The sequence below is a fragment of the Streptacidiphilus sp. PAMC 29251 genome, assembly GCF_054208735.2.
The window spans coordinates 4,338,243-4,363,239 of sequence record NZ_CM135725.2 but is presented as its reverse complement, the minus strand read 5'-3'; the positions used below and the strand labels follow the sequence as shown (position 1 = coordinate 4,363,239).

The following is a 24,997-nucleotide window of genomic DNA, read 5'->3' as shown; positions in this document are numbered from 1 at the left end:
ATGGCCCACTTGGACTGGCGCGACTCCAAGCACTGGGACAACACCCCGGCCCCGTGCGTGTTGTGCGACAAGCCCACCAACCTGCGCTCGGACCGTGACAAGCCGGTCCACAAGGTCTGCGCAGAGGACTGGATCGAGGGGCACTCCGCCCCCGCGGACTCCCGGACCGACCGATGACGGCCACCCTCCTCGCGCCGGCCGCTGAGCGGGAGTACGCCGCAACCCTGGACCTTGCCCGACTGTCCGCCCGCGGGGACCTGCCACAGCTCGTGGACCAGCTCCGCCGCACCTCCGGCTGCGCCAACCCCGTCCACCTGCAAGGCTTCAAAACCCTGCTACACACCCCAACCGGGCAGATCCTGCACCGCTACGCCACCGACGGGGAACCTGGTGCCCGGCTGCGGGTGGCCTGCGGCAACCGGCGCGCCTCCCGCTGCCCCTCCTGCGCCCGCACCTACGCCGGCGACACCTACCACCTGATCCGCGCCGGCCTCATCGGCGACACCACGAAGGGCGTCCCGGCCACGGTCCGCGATCACCCCCGCGTGTTCGCCACCTTGACCGCACCCTCGTTTGGCCCGGTCCACAACCGACGCGACCACGCCGCGTGTCGCTGCGGCCGGCAGCACCCGGTGACCGATCCGCTGGTCGGCACCCCGCTGCACGTTGAGCGCTACGACTACCGGCAAGCGGTGCTGTGGAACAACCACGCCCCTGAGTTGTGGCGCCGCTTCACGATCTACCTGCGCCGCGACCTGGCCCGCGCTGCCGGCCTGACTCGCACAGAGTTCGGCGACCACGCCAAGATCTCCTTCGGGAAGGTCGCTGAGTACCAACGTCGCGGGGCGGTCCACTTCCACGCTGTGATCCGCATCGACGGTCCCGAGGGCGCCAGCACCACCCCGCCGGCCTGGGCTACGGTCGCGCTGCTGGATCGGGCGATCCGCTCGGCTGCCCGGCGCACCTTCGTGCCCCTGGAAGCGGTCGCCGACATGCCCGCCCTGGTCCTGCGCTGGGGCACACAGGTCGACGTCCGGCCGATCAAGGCGTTCGGCGACGGCTCCGCCATCACCGAACAAGCCGTGGCCTCCTACGTGGCCAAGTACGCCACCAAGTCCGCTGAGGCCACCGAGAGTGTTGATCGCCGGATCACCGAACGCCACGACCTGGCCCGCCTCGGACTGCCCGACCACACCCGCCGGCTCATCGAAGCCTGCTGGGACCTGGACGACCTGTACCCGGAACGGCTGCTCGCGCACTGGTCACACATGCTCGGCTTCCGAGGCCACTTCTCCTCCAAGTCCCCCTCCTACTCCACCACCCTCGGTGCCCTGCGCAAGATCCGCGCCGACTTCCGCGCCGAACAAGCCCGTTCCGATCTTCGCGAACGTCTGCTCGCGGACGGGTTCCCGGACCTGGACGACCTGCCCGAGGCGGAAACCCTCGTCCTCGCCCACTGGGCCTACGCCGGCTCCGGCCTGACCCCCGGCGAATCTCTACTCGCCGCGGGCATCGCCGAACAGCTCGAGCACAACCGCACCACCGCCCGAGAGGAGTCGCAACGACTCACCCAAGAGATGGAGGAACGCCCGTGAACCACATGCTCACCGTCGCCCAGGTCGCCGAACTCCTCGGCACCACCGAACGCTTCCCGCGCCGCCTGATCGAGGAACGCCGGATCGAATTCGTCCACGTCGGCCGCCACGTCCGCATCCCCGAGTCCGCGGTGCACGCCTACCTGACTGCGAACACCGTGCACCCGGTAGCCCCGCGTCGCCGGCTGGGGGTGGCTGCCTGATGGCTCCGAAGAAGCGCAAGAACCGCCGTCAGTTCGGTGCGATCCGCAAGCTGCCGTCAGGCCGTTGGCAGGCTCGCTACCCCGGCCCTGACGGGATCATCCGCCCGGCTGACCACACTTTCGCCACTGCGACGGATGCCGGGCTCTGGCTGGACACGAAGCGTGCCGAGATCGCCGATGGGCGCTGGCTGGACCCCGATGCCGGGAAGATCACGGTGGGGGAGTGGGCGGATCGCTGGCTCAAGTCCGCCGGTCCTGGACTCCAGCCCAGCACGCATGCCCTGTACGCCGGACTGATCCGCTCTCGGATCAAGCCGGTCTTGGGTGAGGTGACCGTGGCTGACTTGCGTCCGATCATGGTGGCTGAGTGGGTGGCCGGGATGCGTGGCGACGGTCTCAGCGCGTCCCGTATCCGGCACGCCTACATCGTGCTGAACCAGTTGATGGCTGCTGCGGTGAACAACGAACTGCGCGCCTCCTCGCCCTGCCGGGGTGTGAAGCTTCCGCGCGTCACTCAGGCAGAGCCGTCGATCCTCACCCCGGAGCAGGTGGAACGGCTGCTTGCCGAATTGACCGGACAGCATCGCGTCCTGGTCATGCTGCTGGCGTACGCCGGACTCCGCCTCGGTGAAGCCTTCGCGCTCCGCCGGTCCTCCGTCGATCTCGCCGGCCAGCGGGTACATGTCGTGGCCAGCGTGACGGAGGTTGCCGGGAAGCAGGTCTTCGGCTTGCCCAAGTCGCACCAGACCAGGGAGGTCACGATCCCGCCCAGTGTGATCGTCGCGCTGCGATTGGTGATCACGACCTTGCCGGCGGATGGTGATCCCTTGGTCTTCGTCGGGAATCGGCTCGGTCGGCCGTTGCGCTACGACTGGTGGCGGGATCAGGTGTTCGACCCGGCGGCGTTGCGGGCTGGGCTGTCGGAGATCACGCCCAAGGATCTTCGGGCCACGCACGCTACCTGGGTGGCTGATCGGCTGGGCGTCATGGTGGCTGCGAAGCGGCTGGGCCACTCGAACGCGAGCGTGACGACTCGGCACTATGCTCGGGCTGTGGAGGCTCGTCAGGATGAAGCCGCCGCCGCATTGGACGTTCTCCGCGATCAAGCAATTACGGCACGCGGACGGCACGACGAGGGTGACGACGGTGCGGCTGGTGCCCTGGCGCCTGTCTGACCTGCACGGCAGCAGTCCCGAAGATCGTTGATCATCGGACACTGTAAATCTGCCGGCTCTGCCTACAGAGGTTCGAACCCTCTACCCGCCACCAGGGAAACAGAAGCGCCTCTCATCTGCGGAAACACGGATGAGAGGCGCTTTTTGTCTTACCTGCCGGAGCCCGTTGCCAGAAGGGCGTGGTAGAAAGCGGGTTCAGTGGTGGGGGAGCAGCAGGGCACAACAGAGGGGCAGGGGACGCTATGGGCGAAACCGTGGTCGTGCGCGAGGCCGGGAACGCAGACATCGAGTCGGCGGTGGCGCTGTGGACGTTGTCGCATGTCGCGCGGCGCAACGGCAGGCCCCTGCCGGAGGCCCACATCACGCTGGCCCAGGAGCGGATGGCTGCTCCCGAGGCCTTATTGCTGCTCGCCCACCGCCCGGAAGCCGACGGCGCCGACCTGATCGGGACGATCCTCGGTGTCCAGGGGCGCGACCAGGACGGGGCAGGGCCGCCGTTGCCAGGGCTGCTGCACATATCCCTGCTCAGCGTGGCTCCCGACCGCTGGGGCCAGCACGTCGGCCGACTGCTGGTCGAGGCGGTGCTCACGCGGGCCCTGGCCGGCAGCTTCCGCGAAGCCCAACTGTGGACGCATGCCGACAATCTGAGGGCCAATCGGCTATACAAGGCGATGGACTTCCGTCGCAGCGGCCGGGTCCGGGTCGACGACTGGGGCGAGTTGCTGGTCCACTACCGCCGCAGCCTCGCCGGCTGATCCCGCGCCGACTGATCCCGCGCCGACAGGTCCGCATCCAATTGTCCGCACCCACCCAGAACCCAGCACACAGCACACAGCACCCAGCCGTTCCAGCCGCGCGCGTCCGTCCGCGCCGCGGTGCTCAGCAGGTCGGCCCGCTCCGCCCCTGGCGGGGTACGGCCGGCGCGCTGGCCTCGGCGAACTCCCGCACCGCACTCGTCCTGCTGACGATCCGTCCGCCGTGCACCACCACCCGGCTGTGCCCTCCGGAGAGGACCCCGCGCAGGCTCTCCCCGCGCACCGCGAGCACATCGGCGGGGAATCCCGCGGCGACCCGCACCTGGGCCAGCCCCAGGGCCCTTCGGGCCGCCCCGCTCACCGTCTCGTACGCGGCGCCCTCGTCCAGCTCTCCGGATGCCGTGAGCAGGAACGCCGCCTCCAGCGGGTCCACCCGCCCGACCGGGTTGGCGGTGTCCCGCAGGGCCCCGCTCCCCGCCGCCACCGACACCCCCGCCGCCAGCAGCAGCCGGGCCGGGGCGGGCCGTGCTGCCTCGGCGCCGCCGGGCCCGGCCGCGCCCGCGGGCCGGGATCCCACGCAGCGTGCGCACTGCGGCAGGGTGACCACGGACACTCCGGCCGCGGACAGTTGCGCCATGCACCGGGCCGCCACCTCGGGGGCCAGCAGGCCGAGCGCCGAGCACGGCCCGATCACGGCCCGGGAACGCAGCGATCCCAGCACCGCCGCGAGCCTCGCCAACCGCCGTGGATCGGCCGCGTCCGTGTGCAGGTCGACGGAGAGGCCGCAGTCCTCGGCCAGGCCGACCACGGCGTCCAGATGGCCGTCGGGGTCGGGGTCACGATCGGGGCAGCCGCCAACGGCGTGCGCGCCCATGCCGAGCGCCTCCTTGAGCATCGCCCGCCCCTCCGCCCCGGCGAGCCCGGTCAGTGGGCCGGGCAGGGGTACCACCTGAAGTTCCATCAGCCCGTGCAGTGCCCGCGCCGCCTGCAGGGCCGCCGTCATACCGACCAGCCCCTGGGCGCCGCCGATCCGTACGTGGGTGCGCTGCACGGTGGCGCCGTAGCCGAGCCCGGTCAGCGCGGCCTCGGTGATCCGCCGCTGCAGATCCTCCAGCTGCGGCCCCTGGCCCGGTTCCCGCGCGGCGCCGGTGCCGGGGCCGCCCCCAGCGGCGGCAGCGGCACTGGCTGCCGCGGCAGCGGCAGCTGTGATCGCCGAGCCGGGCGCCGGCGTCCCGCTGAACGCCTCGTCCAGATGTGCGTGCGGTTCCACCGGGGCCGGGAGCAGCAGGTAGCCGGACAGGTCGACCCGCTCGGCGGCGCTGAGGCTCCCGGCGGCCTCCACCGCCTCGATTCGGTCCCCGGCGATGCGTACGTCCACGGTGCGGCCGTCCAGCAGCCGTGCGCCCGAGAGCAGCAGGGCGGGGCCGATCGGCGCGGTCTGCTCACCCGTGGGCATGTCGGCGGGCATTCGCTGCTCCTTCCCACCGGGGTGCTCGGGCCAAGATCGATGAGGGGAGCCTAGGGCGAAGCCGCGCCGGACCAGGGAAGGCGCGTGGGGGAGGGGTTCGTGCTGGATAAGTCGTACTGCCTCGTGATCGGCTGCGGCCTTGTCGCCCGGACGCGATGGGCGTCGCCAGCGGGGCACTGTTGGACCTGCGTGCGACGGGCGTTCGGCCGCTGTCCGAGCGGGGCGAAACGGATTTCACGGTTGGGCGGCGGACCGTGTAATGTCTCTCTCGGCCAGCCCCTATAGCTCAGTCGGTAGAGCGTCTCCATGGTAAGGAGAAGGTCTGCGGTTCGATTCCGCATGGGGGCCCGGATGAGAGGGTGCCCCGCTTCGGCGGGGCGCTCGATCGTCGTGGCGGTGTAGCTCAGTTGGTAGAGCAAGCGGCTCATAATCGCTGTGTCACCGGTTCAAGTCCGGTCACCGCTACCACGCCTGTGGCCGATTGTCGGGTTAACCGCTCAAGTCGGCTACTCTTGTCTGTGTTCATAACGTTGTCTGTCCGAGGAAGGCACTCCTGTGGCCGCCACTGATGTCCGCCCGAAGATCACGCTGGCCTGCGTGGAGTGCAAGGAGCGGAACTACATCACCAAGAAGAACCGGCGTAACGACCCGGACCGTCTTGAGATGAAGAAGCACTGCCCCCGCTGCAATGCGCACACCGCGCACCGCGAGACCCGCTGACCCTCCGTTTCGACGTAGGGCCGACGGAATATCGTCCAGGCCGTCGGCGAAGGCCGTCCCCATCCGTGGGGGCGGCCTTCGCTGCGTTCCCTGGGCTTCCTGTGATCCATCGGTGATCCATCGGTTCCGGTCCATCGGTTCCGGTCCGTGGGTTCCGGTCCGTGGGGTTCCCGGTCCATGGACGTCGGTTCCGCGGGCTGCCGGAGTCTGTGATCCTTCCAGCTCCGGGTGCCGCGCGATCAGGGCGACCGTTTGTCTGATTTCCTTGACCCCTGTGCCGTGTGAGACATCGCGTTTTCCTGAACCGTGAGGAGCTGCCCCATGCCGCTCGACCCCTCGTTCATCGGGCGGACGTACCCGCCCACCACGTTCTACGAGGTCGGCCGCGAGAAGATCCGCGAGTTCGCGGAGGCCGTCGGCGATGCCAATCCCGCCTATCTGGACGCCGAGGCGGCCAAGGCCCTGGGTCATCCCGATGTGATCGCACCGCCGACCTTCCCCTTTGCGCTCACCTACCGCGCCGCCGCCCTGGTGGTGGGGGATCCCGAACTCGGGCTGGACTTCTCCCGGGTGGTCCACGGCGATCAGCGCTTCGTCTACTCGCGCCCGGTACGTGCGGGTGACCGGCTCGGGGTCACCTCAGTGATCGAGTCGATCAAGTCCCTGGCCGGCAATGACGTCATCTCGGTCCGCGGCGAGGTCCGCGACGACAGCGGCGAGCACGTCGTGACCGCCCACATGATGCTGGTGGCCCGCGCCGCCGAGGGGGAGTGAGCAGCATGTCCGCACGTGTGAACTACGACGACGTCGAGGTCGGCACCGCGCTCCCGGCGCAGTCCTTTCCGGTGACCCGCGCCATTCTGGTCCAGTACGCGGGGGCCTCCGGCGACTTCAACCCGATCCACTGGAACGAGGCGGTCGCCACCGCCGTGGGCCTGCCCAATGTCATCGGGCACGGCATGTTCACCATGGCCGAGGCGATCCGGGTGGTCACCGACTGGCTCGGCGACCCGGGAGCGGTGGTCGAGTACGGGGTCCGCTTCACCAAGCCGGTGGTCGTCCCCAACGACGGGGTCGGCGCCCTGGTCGAGGTCTCCGCCAAGGTCGCGGTGAAGCTGGACGACCGCCGGGTGCGGGTGGACCTGCTGGCCACCAGCGCCGGCGAGAAGGTCCTCGGGATGTCCCGCGCCGTGGTCCAGCTGGCCTGAGCCGGGGCCCGAGAGCCGGGCCTGAATGCCGGGCCCGAGAGCCGGGCCCGAGAGCCGAGCCTGAGAGCCGAGCCTGAGAGCCGAGCCTGAATGCTGGGGCCCGAAAGCCGGGCCCCAGGCCTGAGGGCCGAGCCCGAGACCGGCCTGAGCGGGTGCCCAGCCCCGGCGGCCTGCCCGGGAGCGCCCCTCCGGAGTTTTCCGGAGGGGCGCCTCTCACTTTCTGGCAAGCCCTTGCCTTGTTAGTAATCAACCACTAACTTTCTACTCATGGCGAAGACCAGTGAGCGGATGTCGGCGGAGGAGCGGCGCGAGAGCGTCATCCGAGCCTCCATGATCGAGTTTGCCGAGCGGGGCTACAACGGCACCTCCACTCAGGCCATCGCCAACCGGGTCGGCGTCTCCCAGCCGTACCTGTTCCGGCTCTTCCCCAGCAAGCGGGCGCTGTTCGAAGCCGCGGTACGCCGCTGCATGGACGACATTCGCACCGCCTTCGTCGACGCAGCCAAGGGCCTCGGGCCCGAGGAGGCCCGCGATGCCATGGGGGCGGCCTACTTCGACCTGATCGCCGACCGCAGCCGTCTGCTGATGCAGATGCAGATGTACGTCTCCGTGGCCGCCGCTGAGTCCAATGGCGACACCGAGGTGGGCGAGGCGGTCAGGGCCCTCTGGGTCGAACTCTGGGACTCGGTCGCGGAGGCGGCCGGGATGACCCCCCAAGAGGCCACTGACTTCTTCGCCCAGGGCATGCTGATCAACGTACTCGTCGCGATGGGCTTCCCGCCGGAGCACCGGCTCTGGGAGGGATGCGGCCCCAAGGCCTGACGGCTCCAAGGCCTGATGGCGGCTTTCGGTCGGAGCAGAGGCGCATGCTGACCTCTGCCCTCAAAAGTAATTGATCAATCACTAATAAAAGCCACTGCACACCAAGGGAACCGTCATGCGCAAGGGCAACCCCGCAGTCTGGGCCTTCGTCATCACCAGCACCGCCGGCTTCATGGCCGCGCTGGACAACCTCGTCGTCACCACCGCGCTCCCCTCCATCCGGACCCACCTCGGCGGAGGCATCTCCGACCTCGAGTGGACTGTCAACGCCTACACCCTCACCTTCGCGGTGCTGCTGATGCTCGGCGCCGCCCTGGGCGACCGCTTCGGCCGCCGCAAGCTCTTCATCATCGGCCTCTCGCTGTTCACCCTCTCCTCGCTCGGAGCGGCCTTCGCGCCGGGAATCGACACTCTGATCGCGGCCCGTGCCGCCCAGGGCATCGGCGCCGCGCTGCTCACCCCGGTCAGCCTCACCCTGCTCACCTCCGCCGTCCCGCCGGCCAAGCGCGGCCTGGCCTTCGGCGCCTGGGGCGCGGTCAACGGCATGGCCATCGCGATGGGTCCACTGATCGGCGGCACCATCGTCGAGCACCTCTCCTGGCAGTGGATCTTCGCCCTGAACGTGCCGATAGGCCTGGCCCTGCTGCCCCTGGCCCGGCTCCGCCTGACCGAGAGCCGTGGGCCCAACGGCCGCCTCGACATCCCCGGCACCGCTCTCGCCAGCGCCGGCCTCTTCGGCATCGTCTTCGCCCTGATCCGCGGCAACGCCGACGGCTGGAGCAGCCCCACCGTCCTCACCGGCCTGATCGCCGGAGTCTTCCTGCTGGTCGCCTTCGTGGTCTGGGAACTGCGCACGGACGCCCCGCTGCTGCCGATGCGGCTCTTCCGCAACCGTGCCTTCGCCGCCGTGAACGGCGCCTCGCTGCTGATGTCCATGGGCATGTTCGGCTCGATCTTCTTGCTGAGCCAGTGGCTGCAGACCGCCCAGGGCTACAGCCCGATGGAGGCCGGCGTCCGGATGCTGCCCTGGACCGCCATGCCGATGGTGGTCGCCCCGCTCGCCGGAATGCTGGCGGACCGGATCGGCGGACGCATCATCATCGCCGCCGGGCTCGCCCTGCAGGCCGCCGGCCTGGTCTGGTTCGCGCTGATCATCGCCGCCCATGTCGACTACAGCGCGCAGATCCCGCCGCTGGTCCTCTCCGGCACCGGTATGGCCCTGTTCTTCGCCCCGGTCACCACCGTGCTGATGGGCTCGGTCAAGCCCGAGGAGCAGGGAGTCGCCTCCGGCGCGAACAACGCCCTGCGTGAGATCGGCGGAGCCCTCGGCATCGCGGTCCTCGCCTCGGTCTTCACCGCCAACGGTGACTTCAGCAGCCCGCAGCGCTACGCCGACGGCCTGACCCCGGCGATCTGGGTCGGCGCCGCCGCCATCGCCGCCGCGACCGTCGCCGCACTGATCGTCCCCCGCCGCCGAGCCGCAGCCGCCGCTGCCGCTGCCGCCGGCGTCGAGACGACCGAGCCGCAGGAAGCTCAGCCGCAGGAAGCCCAGCAGGACGCCGGGACGCCCGCCCTCGCCCCGGTCCAGGTCAACTGATCCGCAGCCCACGGCGTACGTGCCCTGCCCTCCCCACCCGGGGACCGGCGGGGCACCGCCGTGTCCGCCCCTTAGGCTGGTCGCGTGCAGGAACTCCAGGACGCCCCCCTCGCCCCGCTGACCACCTTCCGCCTCGGCGGCCCGGCCCGGAGGCTGGTGACGGCCACCACCGATGCCGAGGTCGTCGAGACCGTGCGGCGCGCGGACCAGACCGGTGAGCCGCTGCTGATCATCGGCGGCGGCAGCAACCTGCTGATCGCCGACAAGGGCTTCGAGGGCACCGCCCTCCACATCGCCACGACCGGCGTTGACCGGGACGGCACCGCCCTCGACGTCGCGGCCGGTGCGGTCTGGTCGGACCTGGTCACCGGCATGGTGCTGGAGCACGGCCTCGCCGGAATCGAGTTCCTGGCCGGGATCCCCGGCTCGGTCGGCGCGACCCCGGTGCAGAACGTCGGCGCCTACGGGGAGGAGGTGGCGAACACCCTCACCGAGGTTGTCGCGTACGACCGCAGCAGCGGTGAGACGGTGACCCTCCCCAACGCCGCCTGCGGGTTCTCCTACCGCCACAGCATCTTCAAGGCGCAGCCCGACCGCTACGTCGTGCTCCGGGTCCGCTTCGCCCTGGAGGACGCGGGCGGGCTCTCCACCCCCGTCCGCTACGCGGAGGTGGCACGCGCCCTCGGCGTGGAGCAGGGCGAGCGGGTGCCGGTCGGGGCGGCCTTGAACCAGGTCCTGCTGCTGCGCGGGGGCAAGGGCATGCTGCTGGACCCCGAGGACCACGACACCTGGTCGGCCGGCTCCTTCTTCACCAACCCGGTGCTGGACCCGGACCAGTTCGCCGCCTTCACCGCCCGGGTCCGCGACCGGCTCGGCCCGGACGCCGCCTTCCCGGCCTTCCCGGCGGCGGACGGCAGCACCAAGGCCTCGGCCGCCTGGCTGATCGACCGGGCGGGCTTCGGCAAGGGCTACGGCAGCGGCCCGGCCCGTCTCTCCGGCAAGCACACGCTGGCCCTCACCAACCGGGGCCGGGCCACCACCGAGGACCTGCTCGCCCTCGCCCGCGAGGTGCGGGACGGCGTCCACGCCGCGTTCGGCGTCACCCTGGTCAACGAGCCGGTCCTGGTCGGCGTCGACCTCTGAGCGCAGCCGATCTGCCGAGACCCGCCGTCAGCAGCCGGTAGCAGCCCTCAGCTCACCAGCCCTCAGCTCACCAGCCAGCTGTCGATCCCGGCCAGCAGTTGCTTCTGCTCCTCCTCCGGTGCGCACGACCCCCGCACCGACTGCCGTGCCAGCTCCGCCAGTTCGGCATCGCTGAAGCCGTGCACATCCCGTGCCGACTGGTACTGCGCCGCCAGTCGCGAGCCGAACAGCAGCGGGTCGTCCGCGCCCAGCGCCAGCGGCACCCCGGCCTCGAACAGGGCCCGCAGCGGTACGTCGGCGGGCTTCTCGTAGACGCCCAGCGCCACATTCGACGCCGGGCAGATCTCGCAGGTGATCTGGCGGTCCGCCAGCCGCTGCATCAGCCGCGGGTCCTCCGCGGCCCGGACCCCGTGGCCGACCCGGCCCGCACCCAGGTCGTCCACACAGGCCCTGATGCTGGCGGGACCGGCCAGCTCCCCGCCGTGCGGCGCGGCGAGCAGGCCGCCCTCCCTGGCGATGGTGAAGGCCCGGTCGAAGTCCCGCGCCATGCCCCGCCGTTCGTCGTTGGAGAGCCCGAAACCGACCACGCCCTGGTCCTTGTAACGGACCGCGAGCCGGGCCAGGGTACGGGCGTCCAGCGGGTGCTTCATCCGGTTCGCGGCGACCAGGACCCTGATCCCCACCCCGGTGGCCCTCGACGCGTCCTGGGCGGTGCCGAGGATCAGCTCCAGGGCCGGGATCAACCCGCCCAGCCGGGGCGCGTAGGAGGTCGGGTCGACCTGGATCTCCAGCCAGCCGCTGCCGTCGGCCCGCTCGTCCTCGGCGGCCTCGAGCACCAGCCGCCGGATGTCGCTCTCGTCGCGCAGTACTGATCGCGCCATGTCGTACAGCCGCTGGAAGCGGAACCACCCGCGTTCGTCCGTCGCCCGGAGCTTCGGCGGCTCGCCGGAACTCAGCGCCTCGGGCAGGTGCACTCCGTGCTTGTCGGCGAGCTCCAGCAGCGTGGACGGACGCATGGAGCCGGTGAAGTGCAGGTGCAGATGCGCTTTGGGCAGCAGGCGGACATCGCGAATGGAAGGGGTGGCGGCCGGGGGAGCGGGTACCTGTTCCATTCGGAGATCCTCGCGTATTAAGCCTGACGGCGGAAAACAACGAGGTCAAGACGCTCGATCGGGTGAAAGAACAGCGTGCGACGGTGACGTCGTGCCCCCGTGCTCGCGCCCAGCGAGGGGCCCGCCGTCCGACCGAGATCAGGACGGCGGGCCCGAGGACGTCAGTCCTGCGCCTCGCCCAGCAGCTTCTGCAGCCGTGACACGCCCTCGACCAGGTCCTCGTCGCCCAGCGCGTACGAGAGCCGCAGGTAGCCCGGGGTGCCGAAGGCCTCGCCCGGCACCACCGCGACCTCGACCTCGTCCAGGATCAGCGACGCCAGCTCGGCCGAGCTCTGCGGACGCTGCCCGCGCAGCTCCTTGCCCAGCAGCGCCTTCACCGACGGGTACGCGTAGAACGCGCCCTCCGGCGTCGGGCAGACCACACCGGGGATCTCGTTCAGCATCCGCACGATGGTCTGCCGGCGCCGGTCGAAGGCGGTCCGCATCTCGTCCACGGCCGAGAGGTCGCCGGACACCGCCGCCAGCGCCGCCACCTGCGCGACATTGCTCACATTGGAGGTCGCGTGCGACTGCAGGTTGGTCGCCGCCTTGATCACGTCCTGCGGGCCGATCACCCAGCCCACCCGCCAGCCGGTCATCGCATAGGTCTTGGCGATGCCGTTGACCACGATGCACTTGTCGGCCAGCTCCGGCACGGCCACCGGCAGCGAGACGAACTCGGCGTCACCGTAGACCAGGTGCTCGTAGATCTCGTCGGTCAGCACCCACAGACCGTGCTCCGCCGCCCAGCGGCCCACCGCCTCGACCTCGGCACGGGTGTAGACCGCACCGGTCGGGTTGGACGGCGAGACGAACAGCAGCACCTTGGTGTTCTCGGTGCGGGCCGCCTCGAGCTGCTCCACCGACACCTTGTAGCCGCTGGTCTCGTCGGCGACCACATCGACCGCGACACCGCCCGCGAGCTGGATCGACTCCGGGTAGGTGGTCCAGTACGGCGCGGGGACGATCACCTCGTCGCCCGGGTCGAGGATCGCGGCGAAGGCCTCGTAGATGGCCTGCTTGCCGCCGTTGGTCACCAGCACCTGGGAGGCGTCGACGGCCCAGCCGGAGTCGCGCAGCGTCTTCGCCGCGATGGCCGACTTCAGCTCGGGCAGCCCGCCCGCGGGGGTGTAGCGGTGGTTCTTCGGGTCGCGGCAGGCGGCTACCGCCGCGTCCACGATGTAGCCGGGGGTCGGGAAGTCGGGCTCGCCGGCGCCGAAGCCGATGACCGGACGCCCGGCGGCCTTGAGGGCCTTGGCCTTGGCGTCCACGGCGAGGGTGGCGGACTCCGCGATCGCGCCGATGCGGGCCGAGACCCGACGGTCGGCCGGACGGATGCTGGGGTCTGGGTGGGGAGTGGCAGCGCTCATAGCTGCATGGTCCCAGAAGCCGTACGGGCGGGGCATCGTGGTTTCACCAGCTGGCCCTCCGGCTCCCACCAGCTGAGCCTCTGGCCTCCACCAGCCGGTCACCGGGCCCGGCCAGGCATGTCATTCGACCAATCGGGCATCCACCCCCTACACTCAAGCCTCGATGGACCCGGCCGAAGGCTCGGGCGAAGCGCACCTCGCGCACTCGTCCCGGTACGGTAGGTTGGGGTACGCGAATCCGGCCCGTCCGGATTCAAAGGGTCGTAGCTCAATTGGTAGAGCACCGGTCTCCAAAACCGGCGGTTGGGGGTTCAATTCCCTCCGGCCCTGCTGTCCGCCCTGTTGCCTAACGGCAACAGGCGGTACCCTCAGCAAAGCGTTTACGGGCTCGCAATCATTGCGAAACTCGACAGGTACCCGATTTCAGGTGAGGGACGAGTGACGGAGACCGTGGGCTCCACCGCGACACCTGATCGTGGTAGCGCGGAGGACGAACAGGGCGAGACCCTGTCGCGTCGTGACCGCAAGCGTGCCAACAAGGCCGCTGGCAAGGACGGCAAGAAGAAGCGTGGCGATCGCCCGAACATCTTCGCCCGTACTGCCCTCTTCTACCGCCAGATCATCGCCGAGCTTCGCAAGGTCGTCTGGCCCAGCCGGAACGACCTCACCACGTACACGACGGTCGTCATCGTCTTCGTCGTGGTGATCATGGCCCTGGTCTACGGTCTTGACACTGGTTTCGCCAAGCTGGCTCAGCTCGTCTTCGCCTGAGTCCGGCCTGTCCGAATCTCTGTACAAACCCCTGCCTGACCCTCGTGGGACAGCGATGTCCGGGCGCTCCGCTACCGTTGTGTCGGTATCGTTGAGTCTCCGAGCCGTCCGCAGCCAAGCCCTGCTTCTCCCTGTGGACGGTCCGGAACCGTCCCACCCTTCATCTCCAGGAAGAAGCAGCCAACGTGTCTGAGTCCCACCCGTATGACGCCGCGCAGGCCCCCGAGGCTGACGAGGCCGTCGAGTCGGCCGGCGCTGCGGAGCAGGACACGTGGGCCGAGGCCGACGACTCCGCCGACCAGATCATCGACAACGCCGACGGTGACGAGGACGAGGTGGAGGCTGCCGACGACGCCGCCGGACACTCCGCCGAGGAGTCCGCGCTGACCGTCGTCACCGCCGACGAGTCCGAGGCCCTCGAGGCCGAGGAAGAGGCGGACGCCGAGGTCACCGCCGAGGACGAGGTCGAGATCGACCCGATCGTCGCCTTCCGCGAGGAACTGCGGGTCGCGCCCGGTGAGTGGTACGTGATCCACACCTACGCCGGTTACGAGAACCGGGTGAAGTCCAACCTTGAGCAGCGCGCCGTCTCGCTCAACGTCGAGGACTACATCTACGCGGCCGAGGTGCCCCAGGAAGAGGTCGTCCAGATCAAGAACGGCGACCGCAAGACCATCCGCCAGAACAAGCTCCCCGGCTATGTGCTGGTGCGCATGGACCTGACGAACGAGTCCTGGGGCGTCGTCCGCAACACCCCCGGTGTCACCGGCTTCGTCGGCAACGCCTACGACCCGTACCCGCTGACGCTGGACGAGGTCGTCAAGATGCTCGCCCCGGACGTCGAGCGCGCCGCGGCCAAGGAAGCCGGCCGCCCCTCGCAGGTCCGACCCTCCGACATCCAGGTGCTGGACTTCGAGGTCGGCGACTCGGTCACCGTCACCGACGGCCCCTTCGCCACCCTGCAGGCGACGATCAACGAGATCAACCCGGACTCCAAGAAGGTCAAGGGCCTGGTCGAGATCTTCGGTCGGGAGACCCCGGTCGAGCTCTCCTTCGACCAGATCGCCAAGAACGACTGATCGGCCCCATATGTCCAGCTCAGAGGTCCTGTACCGCGACGATGTCGGCGGTACGGGACCTCTCTGCGTGGGTAGGCCCCTGCCATGAGGCCAGCCGAGGTCGTAGCCCTGCTGCACCGGGCGTCGCACAGTGGGCGCAGCATCGCCGGAACGCTGACCGTCCGCGAGGTGGCCGAGGTCCGGCTGCGCCTGCTCAACCGGGGCATGAGCGAGGCCCGCGACCGGGCCTTCGGCGCCGGCGCCTCGCGCTTCACCCGCTTCCTGGGCGGCCACGTCGAAGCCGATGAATTCGACGGAGCCGACCGGCCCGAGCGCAGCGAACCCTTCCGGTTCGATCCCGCCGACCTCCGCGACCCCGACTACGAGCCCGCCGACGAGCCCGCGGGTCTGCGTGAACTCCTCTGCCCCGACTGGCTGCTGTCCGGTTTCGAGCTGTCCGTCGGCACCGAGCAGCCGGCCCGGGACTCGGTCTGGAACGCGGTGCGGGTCACGGCGGAAACCCGTCCCTGCGCCACCCCGGAGAGCTGGGTGCACGACCGGGCCCTGCTCAGCCGGATCGACCTGCTGATGGACCGTGAGCTGGGCATCCTGCTCCGTATCGACGAGTTCTTCGAGGATGAACTCTGCCGCACCGTCGAACTCTCCGACCTGGTCCTCGACCCCCCGCCCCCGGAACCTGCAGCCGCACCGGGCAAGGAGGACGAGGCTGACGACGAGGAGGACGACGACTCCTTCGCCGCGTTCAAGGACAACATCCCGGAGCCGGTCCGCCTCATCGCCCAGGGCATGGGCGCCGCCCTGGGCCAGGCGGTCCGGATCGGAGCCAAGCTCCAGCACGTCCCCGAGCCGGCCGACGACGAGCCCTGGTTCGACCTCGCGCCGGCATCGCCCGCGCCGGACCAGCAGATTCCTTCCCAGGACGAGCTGAGCTGGCTGCTGCACCGCAGTGGACGCGGAACCCCGCGCTTCACCGCCGAGTTGCACTGCTGGCTCGACACCGGAGCACTCCTGGGCGTCTTCCGGGCGCTCCGCGAGTCCGAGCCGGCGGTCGAGGGCATCTTCGGTCCGGAGCCGTTCTGGTCGGCGCTCGGCGAGACGGCTCCGGCACGCCACCACCGGGTGCACCGCGTCGTCTTCGCTGACCTGCTGCACTACCGCCTGGACAACCGGCTGGAGACCAAGGGCAAGCCGCTGGCTCTCGCCTGTGACGGCGCCACCGGCTACCGGCTGTTCCCCGACCGGCTGGTCACGGTCCCGCCGGCGCCCCCCGAGTTCGACCTGGCCCAGGCGCTCGACCTCTCCTGGCTGCTCCGCCACCACCTCGTGGTGGAGGGCCTGGTGGAGTACGGCGGCCGGACGGCGCTCCGGGTCGCGGTGACCTGCGGCCCTGGGGAGACCAGGGCGATGCCCCTGATGGCCTTCGACGGTCTGGAAGTGCTGGTCGACGTAGAGCTGGGTGTGGGCCTGCGGCTCACCGCCCACCAGGACGGTACGGCGGTCGCCCGGCACGAACTCCGCGACGTCGTGACCGCAGCCCCCTCCACCGCAGCCCCCTCCACCGCAGCCGCCCCGACCGCAGCCGCCCCGACCGGTTCGGAGTTCGCCCTGGCCGCGCCGTCGGGCGGCCGTACTGTTCAGGGCGGTGGCGGGATGCTCGGTGACTCGGCCCTCCCCTCCCCGGTCAAGGCCGCCGCCGGTGCCGCCGGTGCACTGTTGGGAGGCGCGGCCATGCTGGTCGGCCTGCTCGGCCGCAAACGCCCGCAACCCCAGCCCGAACCCAGCCGCGAGCCGCAGCCGGAATCGCGCCCCGAACCCCCTGCCCCGCCTGCCTCCGAGGCGTGATTTAGGATCGCCGACCCTTTCGGGCTATCCTGGTTCGATGTGTGCGTGGAGCCTGGCCATCCGGCCGGCGAGCCACACAGAAATCCCAGGCCCCGCCGCCGCGCTTCAGCGTGCCGGTCGGGAACACCTCTCGTAAGGACCCGGAGAGAGAACATGCCTCCCAAGAAGAAGAAGATCACAGGGCTGATCAAGCTCCAGATCAAGGCGGGCGCGGCCAACCCCGCGCCGCCCGTGGGCCCCGCGCTGGGCCAGCACGGCGTCAACATCATGGAGTTCTGCAAGGCCTACAACGCGCAGACCGAGTCGCAGCGCGGCATGGTCGTGCCGGTGGAGATCACGGTCTACGAAGACCGCTCCTTCACCTTCATCACCAAGACTCCGCCGGCCGCTCGCCTGATCCTCAAGGCCGCGGGCGTGGAGAAGGGCTCCGGCGAGCCGCACAAGACCAAGGTCGCCAAGATCACGGCTGCCCAGGTCCGCGAGATCGCCACGACCAAGCTGCCCGACCTGAACGCCAACTCCCTGGAGCAGGCCGACAAGATCATCGCCGGCACCGCCCGGTCGATGGGCATCACCGTCGAGGGCTGAGCACCCCTCAGCACTCTGTACGGCCGTGCACCTACGGCAGTGGTAGGACCGAGCGCGGTCCGCAGCCACCACAACTCCACGTCATTAATATCCACAGGAGCAGCAGTGAAGCGCAGCAAGGCTCTGAACGCCGCGGCGGAGAAGATCGACCCCGCGCGTCTGTACGCCCCCCTCGAGGCCATTCGCCTCGCCAAGGAGACCTCCACCTCCAAGTTCGACGGCACCGTCGAGGTCGCCATGCGCCTGGGTGTCGACCCGCGCAAGGCCGACCAGATGGTCCGCAGCACCGTCAACCTCCCGCACGGCACCGGCAAGACCGCCCGGGTCCTGGTCTTCGCGACCGGTGACCGCGCCGAGGCCGCACGCGCTGCGGGTGCCGACATCGTCGGCGCCGACGAGCTCATCGACGAGGTGGCCAAGGGCCGTCTCGACTTCGACGCCGTCGTGTCCACCCCGGACCTGATGGGCAAGGTCGGTCGTCTGGGCCGCGTGCTCGGCCCGCGTGGCCTGATGCCGAACCCCAAGACCGGCACCGTGACCCCGGACGTGGCCAAGGCCGTGACCGAGATCAAGGGCGGCAAGATCGAGTTCCGCGTCGACAAGCACTCGAACCTGCACCTGATCATCGGCAAGGTGTCCTTCGACACCGAGAAGCTGGTCGAGAACTACGCCGCCGCCCTGGACGAGGTGCTGCGCGCCAAGCCGTCCTCCTCCAAGGGCCGGTACATCCGTCGGATCGCCTTCAGCACCACGATCGGCCCCGGCATCCAGGTCGACCCGAGCCGCACCCGGAACCTCCTCGTCGAGGAGGACCCGGCGTCGCTCTGATCCTTCCGATCAGGACGTAGTCGCGTCTTCGACGGGCCGGTCCCTCTTCCGTAACGGAAGGGCGACCGGCCCGTCTGCGTGTCGTACCCCCGGTGTAGCTTCTTGGCAGAGATCTCATACGAACCACTGGGGGGTTCCACATGCGCCACACACGTGCGCTCTGTATGGTCGCCGGCGCGACCCTGGGCCTGGCGGCCCTCACCTCCTGCACCGCTGCCTCCAAGGCCGGCGGCACGGCGACCGGTGCGGCCAAGAGCGCGGTGGTCTCGGTCGCGGACGCGATGTCGCTGACGACCCAGCAGACCGCCAAGTACACCTCGATGAAGATGAAGATGACCGAGGTCATGCCCAAGGTCGGTACGAGCACGGCCACGGGTGTGATGTCCCGCGACCCGCTCGCCATGCGGATGACCATGTCCAACCCGCAGCTGACCAGCGAGCTCGGTTCCTCCTCCATTCAGATGATGATGACCGGCAGCACCATGTACATGAACCTCGGCAGTTCCGGTGCCAAGGAGTTCGGCGGAAAGCACTGGGTGAAGATGGACTTCACCGCGCTCGGTGCCCAGGGCAAGGCCCTCTCCAGCGCGATGAACAAGAGCAACGGCCAGGACCCGTCCGACGCAATCAAGTTGCTGACCACCTCCGGCGACATCAAGAAGGTCGGCCAGGAGACCGTGGACGGCGTGCCGACCACCCACTACGCGGGCACGGTCGACATGAAGAAGCTGGCGACCCAGGAGGCCGGCGCCGACAGCGGTCTGAAGACCATCATCGACCAGGCCGGACAGCTGGGGATGACCACCGAGAAGGTGGACCTGTGGGTCGACTCCCGCAGCCTCCCGGTGAAGGTGCACGAGACGGCCACTAGCAACCAGGGCCCGATCGACATCACCGTCGAGTACTCCGACTTCGGCACCACTCCGGTGAAGGTCACCCCGCCCCCGGCCGCCGACACGGTGGACTTCGCGACCCTGCTCAAGCAGGCCAAGAGCAGCTGAAGCGCAGGCGGTTGGCCGTCCCGATGAGCGATTTGTTCATCGGGACGGGCATCCCGTACAGTGAAGACTGCCAAAGACCGCTGGTCGTTGCCGCGTGCCCCGCAAGGGGTGGTGTGGCGACCGAAGGATCCGCGAAGGATGCGGACGACCCGCGCAGGATGGATGAGGACAATCGCGCTCCGCGTGCGTGCCGCAAGGTACGTCACATGTCGAGCATGTTGAAGCCCCGTGCGCCTGCGCCGGGGCTGTCGTGTTTTTTCGAAGCACTTCTTCCGGCGGGACGGGCGTAGCAGGTCGACTCAACGGTCGGCCACGCATCGACATCACGGAAGGAGGCGTAAGCCTATGGCAAGGCCCGACAAGGCTGATGCTGTCGCCGATCTCACGGACAAGTTCCGTGACTCGAACGCGGCAGTGCTGACCGAGTACCGCGGTCTGACCGTGGCGCAGCTGAAGACGCTGCGTCGCTCGCTCGGCGACAACGCCCATTACGCCGTGGTGAAGAACACGCTGACCAAGATTGCGGCCAATGAGGCCGGGATCAATACGCTGGACGACCTGTTCGCAGGTCCGACGGCTGTCGCCTTCATCGCCGGTGACCCGGTCGAGTCGGCGAAGGCTCTGCGTGACTTCGCCAAGGAGAACCCCGCACTGATCATCAAGGGCGGTGTCCTTGACGGTAAGGCGCTGTCCGCCGATGACATCAAGAAGCTCGCGGACCTTGAGTCCCGCGAGGTGCTGCTCGCCAAGCTGGCGGGTGGCCTGAAGGCGTCGATGGCCAAGGCCGCCGCCACCTTCCAGGCCCCCCTCACGGAGTTCGTCCGCACTGCGGAGGCGCTCCGGGCCAAGGTCGAGCAGGGCGGTGCCGGTACGCCGGCTCCCGCCGCCGAGGACGAGGTGGCGGAGTAACCCTCCGCCTTCCTCCTGCCTCGCAGCGGGCCCGTACGCCCGCCTATCCGTACATCCGGCACCTGCCGAAATAGTGGAAGGACGCCATCATGGCGAAGCTGTCCCAGGACGAGCTGCTCGAGCAGTTCGCGACCCTGACCCTCATCGAGCTCTCCGAGTTCGTCAAGGCGTTCGAGGAGAAGTTCGACGTCAAGGCTGCCGCCCCGGTCGCCGCCGGCCCCGCGGGCCCCGGCGCCGTTGCCGAAGAGGTCGAGGAGCAGGACGAGTTCGACGTCGTCCTCACCGCCGCCGGCGACAAGAAGATCCAGGTCATCAAGGAGGTGCGCGCCCTCACCTCCCTCGGCCTGAAGGAGGCCAAGGACCTCGTTGACGGCGTGCCCGCCACCGTCCTGGAGAAGGTTGCCAAGGACGCTGCCGAGAAGGCCAAGGCCGCTCTCGAGGCCGCTGGCGCCTCGGTCACCGTCAAGTAGTCTCGACTACCTGACTGCGGTTCAGGCCGGGTCGGTCACCCTCACGGGTGGCCGGCCCGGCTTTTGCGTTCCCGCTGCGTTCCCGCTGCGTCCCGGCCGGCGGACCACGCCCGGCTGCTTGGACGATTTATGACGATTCGCCACTTCTGTCGCCAGGCTGCTGCCCATGACGGGCCGGGGCGAGTAGGGTGATCGTCGTCGCTGCGGGTACGACCTGTCCGTGGCGGGCACCGCGCAGCGGTCGCCGAGCGGCCCGCCCCACCAGGGCAGTCGCCCGGCCCGGCCGCCGCCCGTGAGCACCCTGTTGCGGGCTCGCCCTTGACGAACCGGACGCGGCGCGCAATTCTCAGGACGAGGGATTCGGGTCCGTCTTCCGCAGAATCTGCGGACGGCAGGCATGGAACCGGGGTGTGGTGGGGAATACACACCCAGTAGGCAGTGACCGCCCCAGGGGGCGCCCTCGGAGAGGGTGATCCCGCGAGGTAGGGAGTTCGACGATTCGGTCTCCGAATCCGGACTGGACAGCAGTGTGCCGTGAGGCTACACTGTCCCTTTGCGCTGCCTTTTAGCTGCTCCGTGACTCGACCCCCGGAGTATGCACTGCCCCGACCAGGGGTGGCACCCCGTTTGCGCACTGGCTCCGACCTGGAGATTCTTCCAGGCCCCTGAGCACGTGCGGAAGCGCGGATGCTACCCGTGCGAAGGGTGGGCCCGGTACGCGCGTAGTGAGTCCGAGCCCTCGGAAGGACCCCCTCTTGGCCGCCTCGCGCAACGCCTCGAACAACTCCGCATCCACCGCACCGCTCCGTATTTCTTTCGCGAAGATTCGTGAGCCCCTCGAGGTTCCCAACCTCCTCGCCCTGCAGACCGAGAGCTTCGACTGGCTCCTCGGCAACCAGGCGTGGAAGGACAGGGTCGAGGCGTCACTCGCAGAAGGACACGACGTCCCGCAGAAGTCAGGTCTGGAGGAGATCTTCGAGGAGATCTCCCCGATCGAGGACTTCTCCGGTTCGATGTCGCTGACCTTCCGCGACCACCGCTTCGAGCCCCCCAAGAACTCGATCGACGAGTGCAAGGACCGCGACTTCACGTTCGCGGCTCCGCTCTTCGTCACCGCCGAGTTCACCAACAACGAGACCGGCGAGATCAAGTCGCAGACGGTCTTCATGGGCGATTTCCCGCTCATGACCCACAAGGGCACCTTCGTGATCAACGGCACCGAGCGTGTCGTCGTATCGCAGCTGGTCCGCTCTCCGGGCGTCTACTTCGACACCACCCTGGACAAGACGTCCGACAAGGACATCTACTCCGCCAAGGTCATCCCCTCGCGTGGTGCCTGGCTCGAGCTCGAGATCGACAAGCGCGACATGGTCGGTGTCCGCATCGACCGCAAGCGCAAGCAGTCGGTCACCGTGCTCCTGAAGGCCCTGGGCTGGACCTCCGAGCAGATTCTGGAGGAGTTCGGCCAGTACGAGTCGATGCGCGCCACCCTGGAGAAGGACCACACCCAGGGCCAGGACGACGCGCTGCTCGACATCTACCGCAAGCTGCGTCCTGGCGAGCCGCCGACCCGCGAGGCCGCGCAGACGCTTCTGGAGAACCTCTACTTCAACCCGAAGCGCTACGACCTCGCCAAGGTCGGCCGGTACAAGATCAACAAGAAGCTCGGCGTGGTGCAGCCCCTCGACGGCGGCGTCCTTACCACCGACGACATCCTTGCCACGATCAAGTACCTGGTGCAGCTGCACGCGGGGGAGACCGAGACGGTCGCTCCCAACGGCAACACCATCGTGGTCGAGGACGACGACATCGACCACTTCGGCAACCGTCGTCTCCGCAACGTCGGCGAGCTGATCCAGAACCAGGTGCGTACGGGCCTCGCCCGTATGGAGCGCGTGGTCCGGGAGCGGATGACGACCCAGGACGTCGAGGCCATCACGCCGCAGACCCTGATCAACATCCGGCCTGTCGTCGCCTCCATCAAGGAGTTCTTCGGCACCAGCCAGCTGTCCCAGTTCATGGACCAGACGAACCCGCTGTCGGGGCTGACCCACAAGCGTCGTCTGTCCGCGCTGGGCCCCGGCGGTCTGTCCCGTGAGCGGGCCGGCTTCGAGGTCCGTGACGTGCACCCGTCCCACTACGGACGCATGTGCCCGATCGAGACCCCGGAAGGCCCGAACATCGGCCTGATCGGTTCGCTCGCCTCCTACGGCCGGGTCAACGCCTTCGGCTTCGTGGAGACCCCGTACCGCAAGGTCGTCGAGGGCATCGTCACCGACGACCTCGACTACCTCACCGCGGACGAGGAGGACCGGTTCGTCATCGCCCAGGCCAACGCGCCGTTGACCGATGACAACCACTTCGCCGAGGGCCGCGTGCTGGTCCGTCGCCGTGGCGGGGAGATCGACTACATCCCCGGTGTCGAGATCGACTACATGGATGTCTCGCCGCGCCAGATGGTGTCGGTCGCGACCGCCATGATCCCGTTCCTCGAGCACGACGACGCCAACCGCGCGCTCATGGGATCCAACATGATGCGCCAGGCCGTCCCGCTCCTCAAGAGCGAGTCGCCGCTGGTCGGCACCGGCATGGAGTACCGCGCCGCGGTCGACGCCGCCGATGTCATCGCCGCCGAGAAGGCGGGTGTGGTCCAGGAGGTCTCCGCGGACTACGTCACCATCGCCAACGACGACGGCACCTACACCACGTACCGCGTGGCCAAGTTCACCCGCTCCAACCAGGGCACGGCCTTCAACCAGAAGGTCATCGTGGACGAGGGCGCGCGGATCGAGGTGGGCCAAGTGCTCGCCGACGGTCCCTGCACGGACCAGGGCGAGATGGCGCTCGGCAAGAACCTGCTCGTGGCGTTCATGCCGTGGGAGGGCCACAACTACGAGGACGCGATCATCCTGTCGCAGCGCCTCGTGCAGGACGACGTCCTCTCCTCGATCCACATCGAGGAGCACGAGGTCGACGCCCGCGACACCAAGCTCGGCCCGGAGGAGATCACTCGGGACATCCCGAACGTCTCCGAGGAGGTCCTCGCGGACCTGGACGAGCGCGGGATCATCCGGATCGGCGCCGATGTCACTACCGGTGACATCCTGGTCGGCAAGGTCACGCCCAAGGGCGAGACCGAGCTGACCCCGGAGGAGCGCCTGCTGCGCGCCATCTTCGGTGAGAAGGCCCGTGAGGTCCGCGACACCTCGCTGAAGGTGCCGCACGGCGAGCAGGGCAAGGTCATCGGCGTCCGCGTCTTCGACCGCGAGGAGGGCGACGAGCTGCCGCCCGGCGTCAACCAGCTGGTCCGGGTCTACGTGGCCCAGAAGCGCAAGATCACCAACGGTGACAAGCTGGCCGGCCGCCACGGCAACAAGGGCGTCATCTCCAAGATCCTTCCGGTCGAGGACATGCCCTTCCTCGAGGACGGCACCCCGGTCGACATCGTGCTCAACCCGCTGGGTGTCCCGTCCCGAATGAACCCGGGACAGGTGCTCGAGACCCACCTCGGCTGGCTCGCCAAGACCGGCTGGGACGTCTCCGGACTGAGCGAGGAGTGGGCCCGCCGGCTCCAGAAGATCGGCGCCCACAAGGTGGAGGCCGGTACCAACCTGGCCACCCCGGTCTTCGACGGCGCCCGCGAGGACGAGATCACCGGTCTGCTCGACCACACCACCCTCACCCGGGACGGCGACCGCCTGGTCGGCTCCTCGGGCAAGGCGCGGATGTTCGACGGCCGCTCCGGTGAGCCGTTCCCGATGCCGGTCTCGGTCGGCTACATGTACATCCTCAAGCTGCACCACCTGGTCGACGACAAGCTCCACGCCCGTTCGACCGGTCCGTACTCGATGATCACCCAGCAGCCGCTGGGTGGTAAGGCGCAGTTCGGTGGTCAGCGCTTCGGTGAGATGGAGGTGTGGGCGCTCGAGGCATACGGAGCCGCCTACGCCCTCCAGGAACTCCTCACCATCAAGTCCGACGACGTGCTCGGCCGCGTGAAGGTCTACGAGGCCATCGTCAAGGGCGAGAACATCCCCGAGCCCGGCATCCCCGAGTCCTTCAAGGTGCTCATCAAGGAGATGCAGTCGCTCTGCCTGAACGTGGAGGTGCTGTCCTCCGACGGCATGTCCATTGAGATGCGCGACTCCGACGAGGACGTGTTCCGCGCCGCCGAGGAGCTCGGTATCGACCTGTCCCGGCGTGAGCCGAGCAGCGTCGAAGAGGTCTGACGGAGGTTCGGGTCGGCGCTGAGAACCAGCGCCGGCCCGTCACCCCCAGGACCCCCTCAGACCAGCGTTAAAC

Annotated in this window: 23 protein-coding genes and 3 tRNA genes; 23 read left to right on the top strand and 3 right to left on the bottom strand. The window is 69.1% G+C overall.

Annotated elements, in window-relative coordinates:
* From ACXKR8_RS20465 to ACXKR8_RS20445, 5 genes are all read left to right on the top strand, one after another.
* On the top strand, positions 1-177 hold the full coding sequence (locus ACXKR8_RS20465) for a hypothetical protein (protein WP_458274324.1): 177 nt from the start codon (positions 1-3) through the stop codon (positions 175-177).
* Positions 174-1,595 (top strand): replication initiator, encoded by a 1,422-nt coding sequence (locus ACXKR8_RS20460; RefSeq protein WP_458274323.1) that lies wholly within the window; start codon positions 174-176, stop codon positions 1,593-1,595. Before ACXKR8_RS20465 ends, ACXKR8_RS20460 begins: the two co-directional genes overlap by 4 nt.
* Before the next feature lie 5 nt (positions 1,596-1,600).
* Entirely contained in the window at positions 1,601-1,798 is a 198-nt protein-coding gene (locus tag ACXKR8_RS20455; RefSeq protein ID WP_458275036.1) for a helix-turn-helix domain-containing protein, read from the top strand.
* On the top strand, positions 1,798-2,973 hold the full coding sequence (locus tag ACXKR8_RS20450; protein WP_458274322.1) for a tyrosine-type recombinase/integrase: 1,176 nt from the start codon (positions 1,798-1,800) through the stop codon (positions 2,971-2,973). The genes ACXKR8_RS20455 and ACXKR8_RS20450 overlap by 1 nt, the downstream gene beginning before the upstream one ends.
* A gap of 242 nt (positions 2,974-3,215) precedes the next feature.
* The gene (locus ACXKR8_RS20445) at positions 3,216-3,728 is read left to right on the top strand and encodes a GNAT family N-acetyltransferase (protein ID WP_458274321.1); all 513 of its coding nucleotides are present in this window, start codon (positions 3,216-3,218) and stop codon (positions 3,726-3,728) included.
* A gap of 124 nt (positions 3,729-3,852) precedes the next feature.
* Here the strand turns inward: ACXKR8_RS20445 and ACXKR8_RS20440 are convergent, their stop codons facing one another.
* On the bottom strand, positions 3,853-5,196 hold the full coding sequence (locus ACXKR8_RS20440) for an amidohydrolase family protein (RefSeq protein WP_458274320.1): 1,344 nt from the start codon (positions 5,194-5,196) through the stop codon (positions 3,853-3,855).
* Between the two features lie 275 nt (positions 5,197-5,471).
* Between ACXKR8_RS20440 and ACXKR8_RS20435 the strand changes: the two genes are divergently transcribed.
* The 8 genes from ACXKR8_RS20435 (at position 5,472) to ACXKR8_RS20400 (ending at position 10,686) form a co-directional block, all read left to right on the top strand.
* Positions 5,472-5,544 (top strand) — tRNA-Thr (locus ACXKR8_RS20435).
* Between the two features lie 44 nt (positions 5,545-5,588).
* Positions 5,589-5,664: transfer RNA gene (locus ACXKR8_RS20430), tRNA-Met, on the top strand.
* Between the two features lie 87 nt (positions 5,665-5,751).
* A complete protein-coding gene (rpmG, locus tag ACXKR8_RS20425; RefSeq protein ID WP_004571794.1) occupies positions 5,752-5,916 on the top strand; it encodes a 50S ribosomal protein L33 in 165 nt (54 codons plus the stop codon).
* 321 nt (positions 5,917-6,237) lie between these two features.
* Positions 6,238-6,690 (top strand): FAS1-like dehydratase domain-containing protein, encoded by a 453-nt coding sequence (locus ACXKR8_RS20420; protein WP_458274319.1) that lies wholly within the window; start codon positions 6,238-6,240, stop codon positions 6,688-6,690.
* Positions 6,691-6,695: 5 nt separating this feature from the next.
* Positions 6,696-7,124, top strand: coding sequence for a MaoC family dehydratase (locus ACXKR8_RS20415; RefSeq protein ID WP_458274318.1), 429 nt, complete (start codon positions 6,696-6,698; stop codon positions 7,122-7,124).
* Between the two features lie 267 nt (positions 7,125-7,391).
* Complete coding sequence (locus ACXKR8_RS20410) at positions 7,392-7,946, top strand: TetR/AcrR family transcriptional regulator (RefSeq protein ID WP_458274317.1); 555 nt, start codon at positions 7,392-7,394, stop codon at positions 7,944-7,946.
* Between the two features lie 115 nt (positions 7,947-8,061).
* Positions 8,062-9,543: a DHA2 family efflux MFS transporter permease subunit gene (locus ACXKR8_RS20405; RefSeq protein WP_458274316.1), complete on the top strand. Its 1,482-nt coding sequence runs from the start codon at positions 8,062-8,064 to the stop codon at positions 9,541-9,543.
* Between the two features lie 84 nt (positions 9,544-9,627).
* Entirely contained in the window at positions 9,628-10,686 is a 1,059-nt protein-coding gene (locus ACXKR8_RS20400) for a UDP-N-acetylmuramate dehydrogenase (protein ID WP_458274315.1), read from the top strand.
* A 62-nt stretch (positions 10,687-10,748) separates the two neighbouring features.
* Here ACXKR8_RS20400 and ACXKR8_RS20395 read toward each other — a convergent pair whose 3' ends face one another.
* Both ACXKR8_RS20395 and ACXKR8_RS20390 read right to left on the bottom strand, forming a co-directional pair.
* Positions 10,749-11,798: an adenosine deaminase gene (locus ACXKR8_RS20395; RefSeq protein WP_458274314.1), complete on the bottom strand. Its 1,050-nt coding sequence runs from the start codon at positions 11,796-11,798 to the stop codon at positions 10,749-10,751.
* Between the two features lie 161 nt (positions 11,799-11,959).
* Positions 11,960-13,207, bottom strand: coding sequence for a pyridoxal phosphate-dependent aminotransferase (locus ACXKR8_RS20390; RefSeq protein WP_458274313.1), 1,248 nt, complete (start codon positions 13,205-13,207; stop codon positions 11,960-11,962).
* Between the two features lie 257 nt (positions 13,208-13,464).
* Between ACXKR8_RS20390 and ACXKR8_RS20385 the strand changes: the two genes are divergently transcribed.
* The 10 genes from ACXKR8_RS20385 to rpoB all read left to right on the top strand — a co-directional run bounded on the left by ACXKR8_RS20385 (position 13,465) and on the right by rpoB (position 24,924).
* Positions 13,465-13,537, top strand: a tRNA-Trp gene (locus ACXKR8_RS20385).
* A 108-nt stretch (positions 13,538-13,645) separates the two neighbouring features.
* Positions 13,646-13,978, top strand: a complete 333-nt coding sequence (gene secE, locus ACXKR8_RS20380; RefSeq protein ID WP_458274312.1) for a preprotein translocase subunit SecE — start codon at positions 13,646-13,648, stop codon at positions 13,976-13,978.
* Positions 13,979-14,280: 302 nt separating this feature from the next.
* On the top strand, positions 14,281-15,057 hold the full coding sequence (gene nusG, locus ACXKR8_RS20375; RefSeq protein WP_458275035.1) for a transcription termination/antitermination protein NusG: 777 nt from the start codon (positions 14,281-14,283) through the stop codon (positions 15,055-15,057).
* 84 nt (positions 15,058-15,141) lie between these two features.
* Complete coding sequence (locus ACXKR8_RS20370) at positions 15,142-16,899, top strand: hypothetical protein (RefSeq protein WP_458274311.1); 1,758 nt, start codon at positions 15,142-15,144, stop codon at positions 16,897-16,899.
* Positions 16,900-17,052: 153 nt separating this feature from the next.
* Positions 17,053-17,487 (top strand): 50S ribosomal protein L11, encoded by a 435-nt coding sequence (gene rplK, locus ACXKR8_RS20365; protein WP_123497084.1) that lies wholly within the window; start codon positions 17,053-17,055, stop codon positions 17,485-17,487.
* Between the two features lie 105 nt (positions 17,488-17,592).
* Positions 17,593-18,315, top strand: a complete 723-nt coding sequence (gene rplA / locus ACXKR8_RS20360; protein WP_458274310.1) for a 50S ribosomal protein L1 — start codon at positions 17,593-17,595, stop codon at positions 18,313-18,315.
* A gap of 140 nt (positions 18,316-18,455) precedes the next feature.
* Positions 18,456-19,316 carry an SCO4651 family lipoprotein gene (locus tag ACXKR8_RS20355; RefSeq protein ID WP_458274309.1) on the top strand — a complete coding sequence of 287 codons (861 nt, stop codon included), beginning with the start codon at positions 18,456-18,458 and terminating at the stop codon, positions 19,314-19,316.
* A gap of 345 nt (positions 19,317-19,661) precedes the next feature.
* Positions 19,662-20,225, top strand: a complete 564-nt coding sequence (gene rplJ / locus ACXKR8_RS20350) for a 50S ribosomal protein L10 (protein WP_458274308.1) — start codon at positions 19,662-19,664, stop codon at positions 20,223-20,225.
* Between the two features lie 89 nt (positions 20,226-20,314).
* Positions 20,315-20,695, top strand: a complete 381-nt coding sequence (gene rplL / locus ACXKR8_RS20345; RefSeq protein WP_458274307.1) for a 50S ribosomal protein L7/L12 — start codon at positions 20,315-20,317, stop codon at positions 20,693-20,695.
* A gap of 755 nt (positions 20,696-21,450) precedes the next feature.
* On the top strand, positions 21,451-24,924 hold the full coding sequence (gene rpoB / locus ACXKR8_RS20340) for a DNA-directed RNA polymerase subunit beta (RefSeq protein ID WP_458274306.1): 3,474 nt from the start codon (positions 21,451-21,453) through the stop codon (positions 24,922-24,924).
* Positions 24,925-24,997 lie beyond the last annotated feature (73 nt).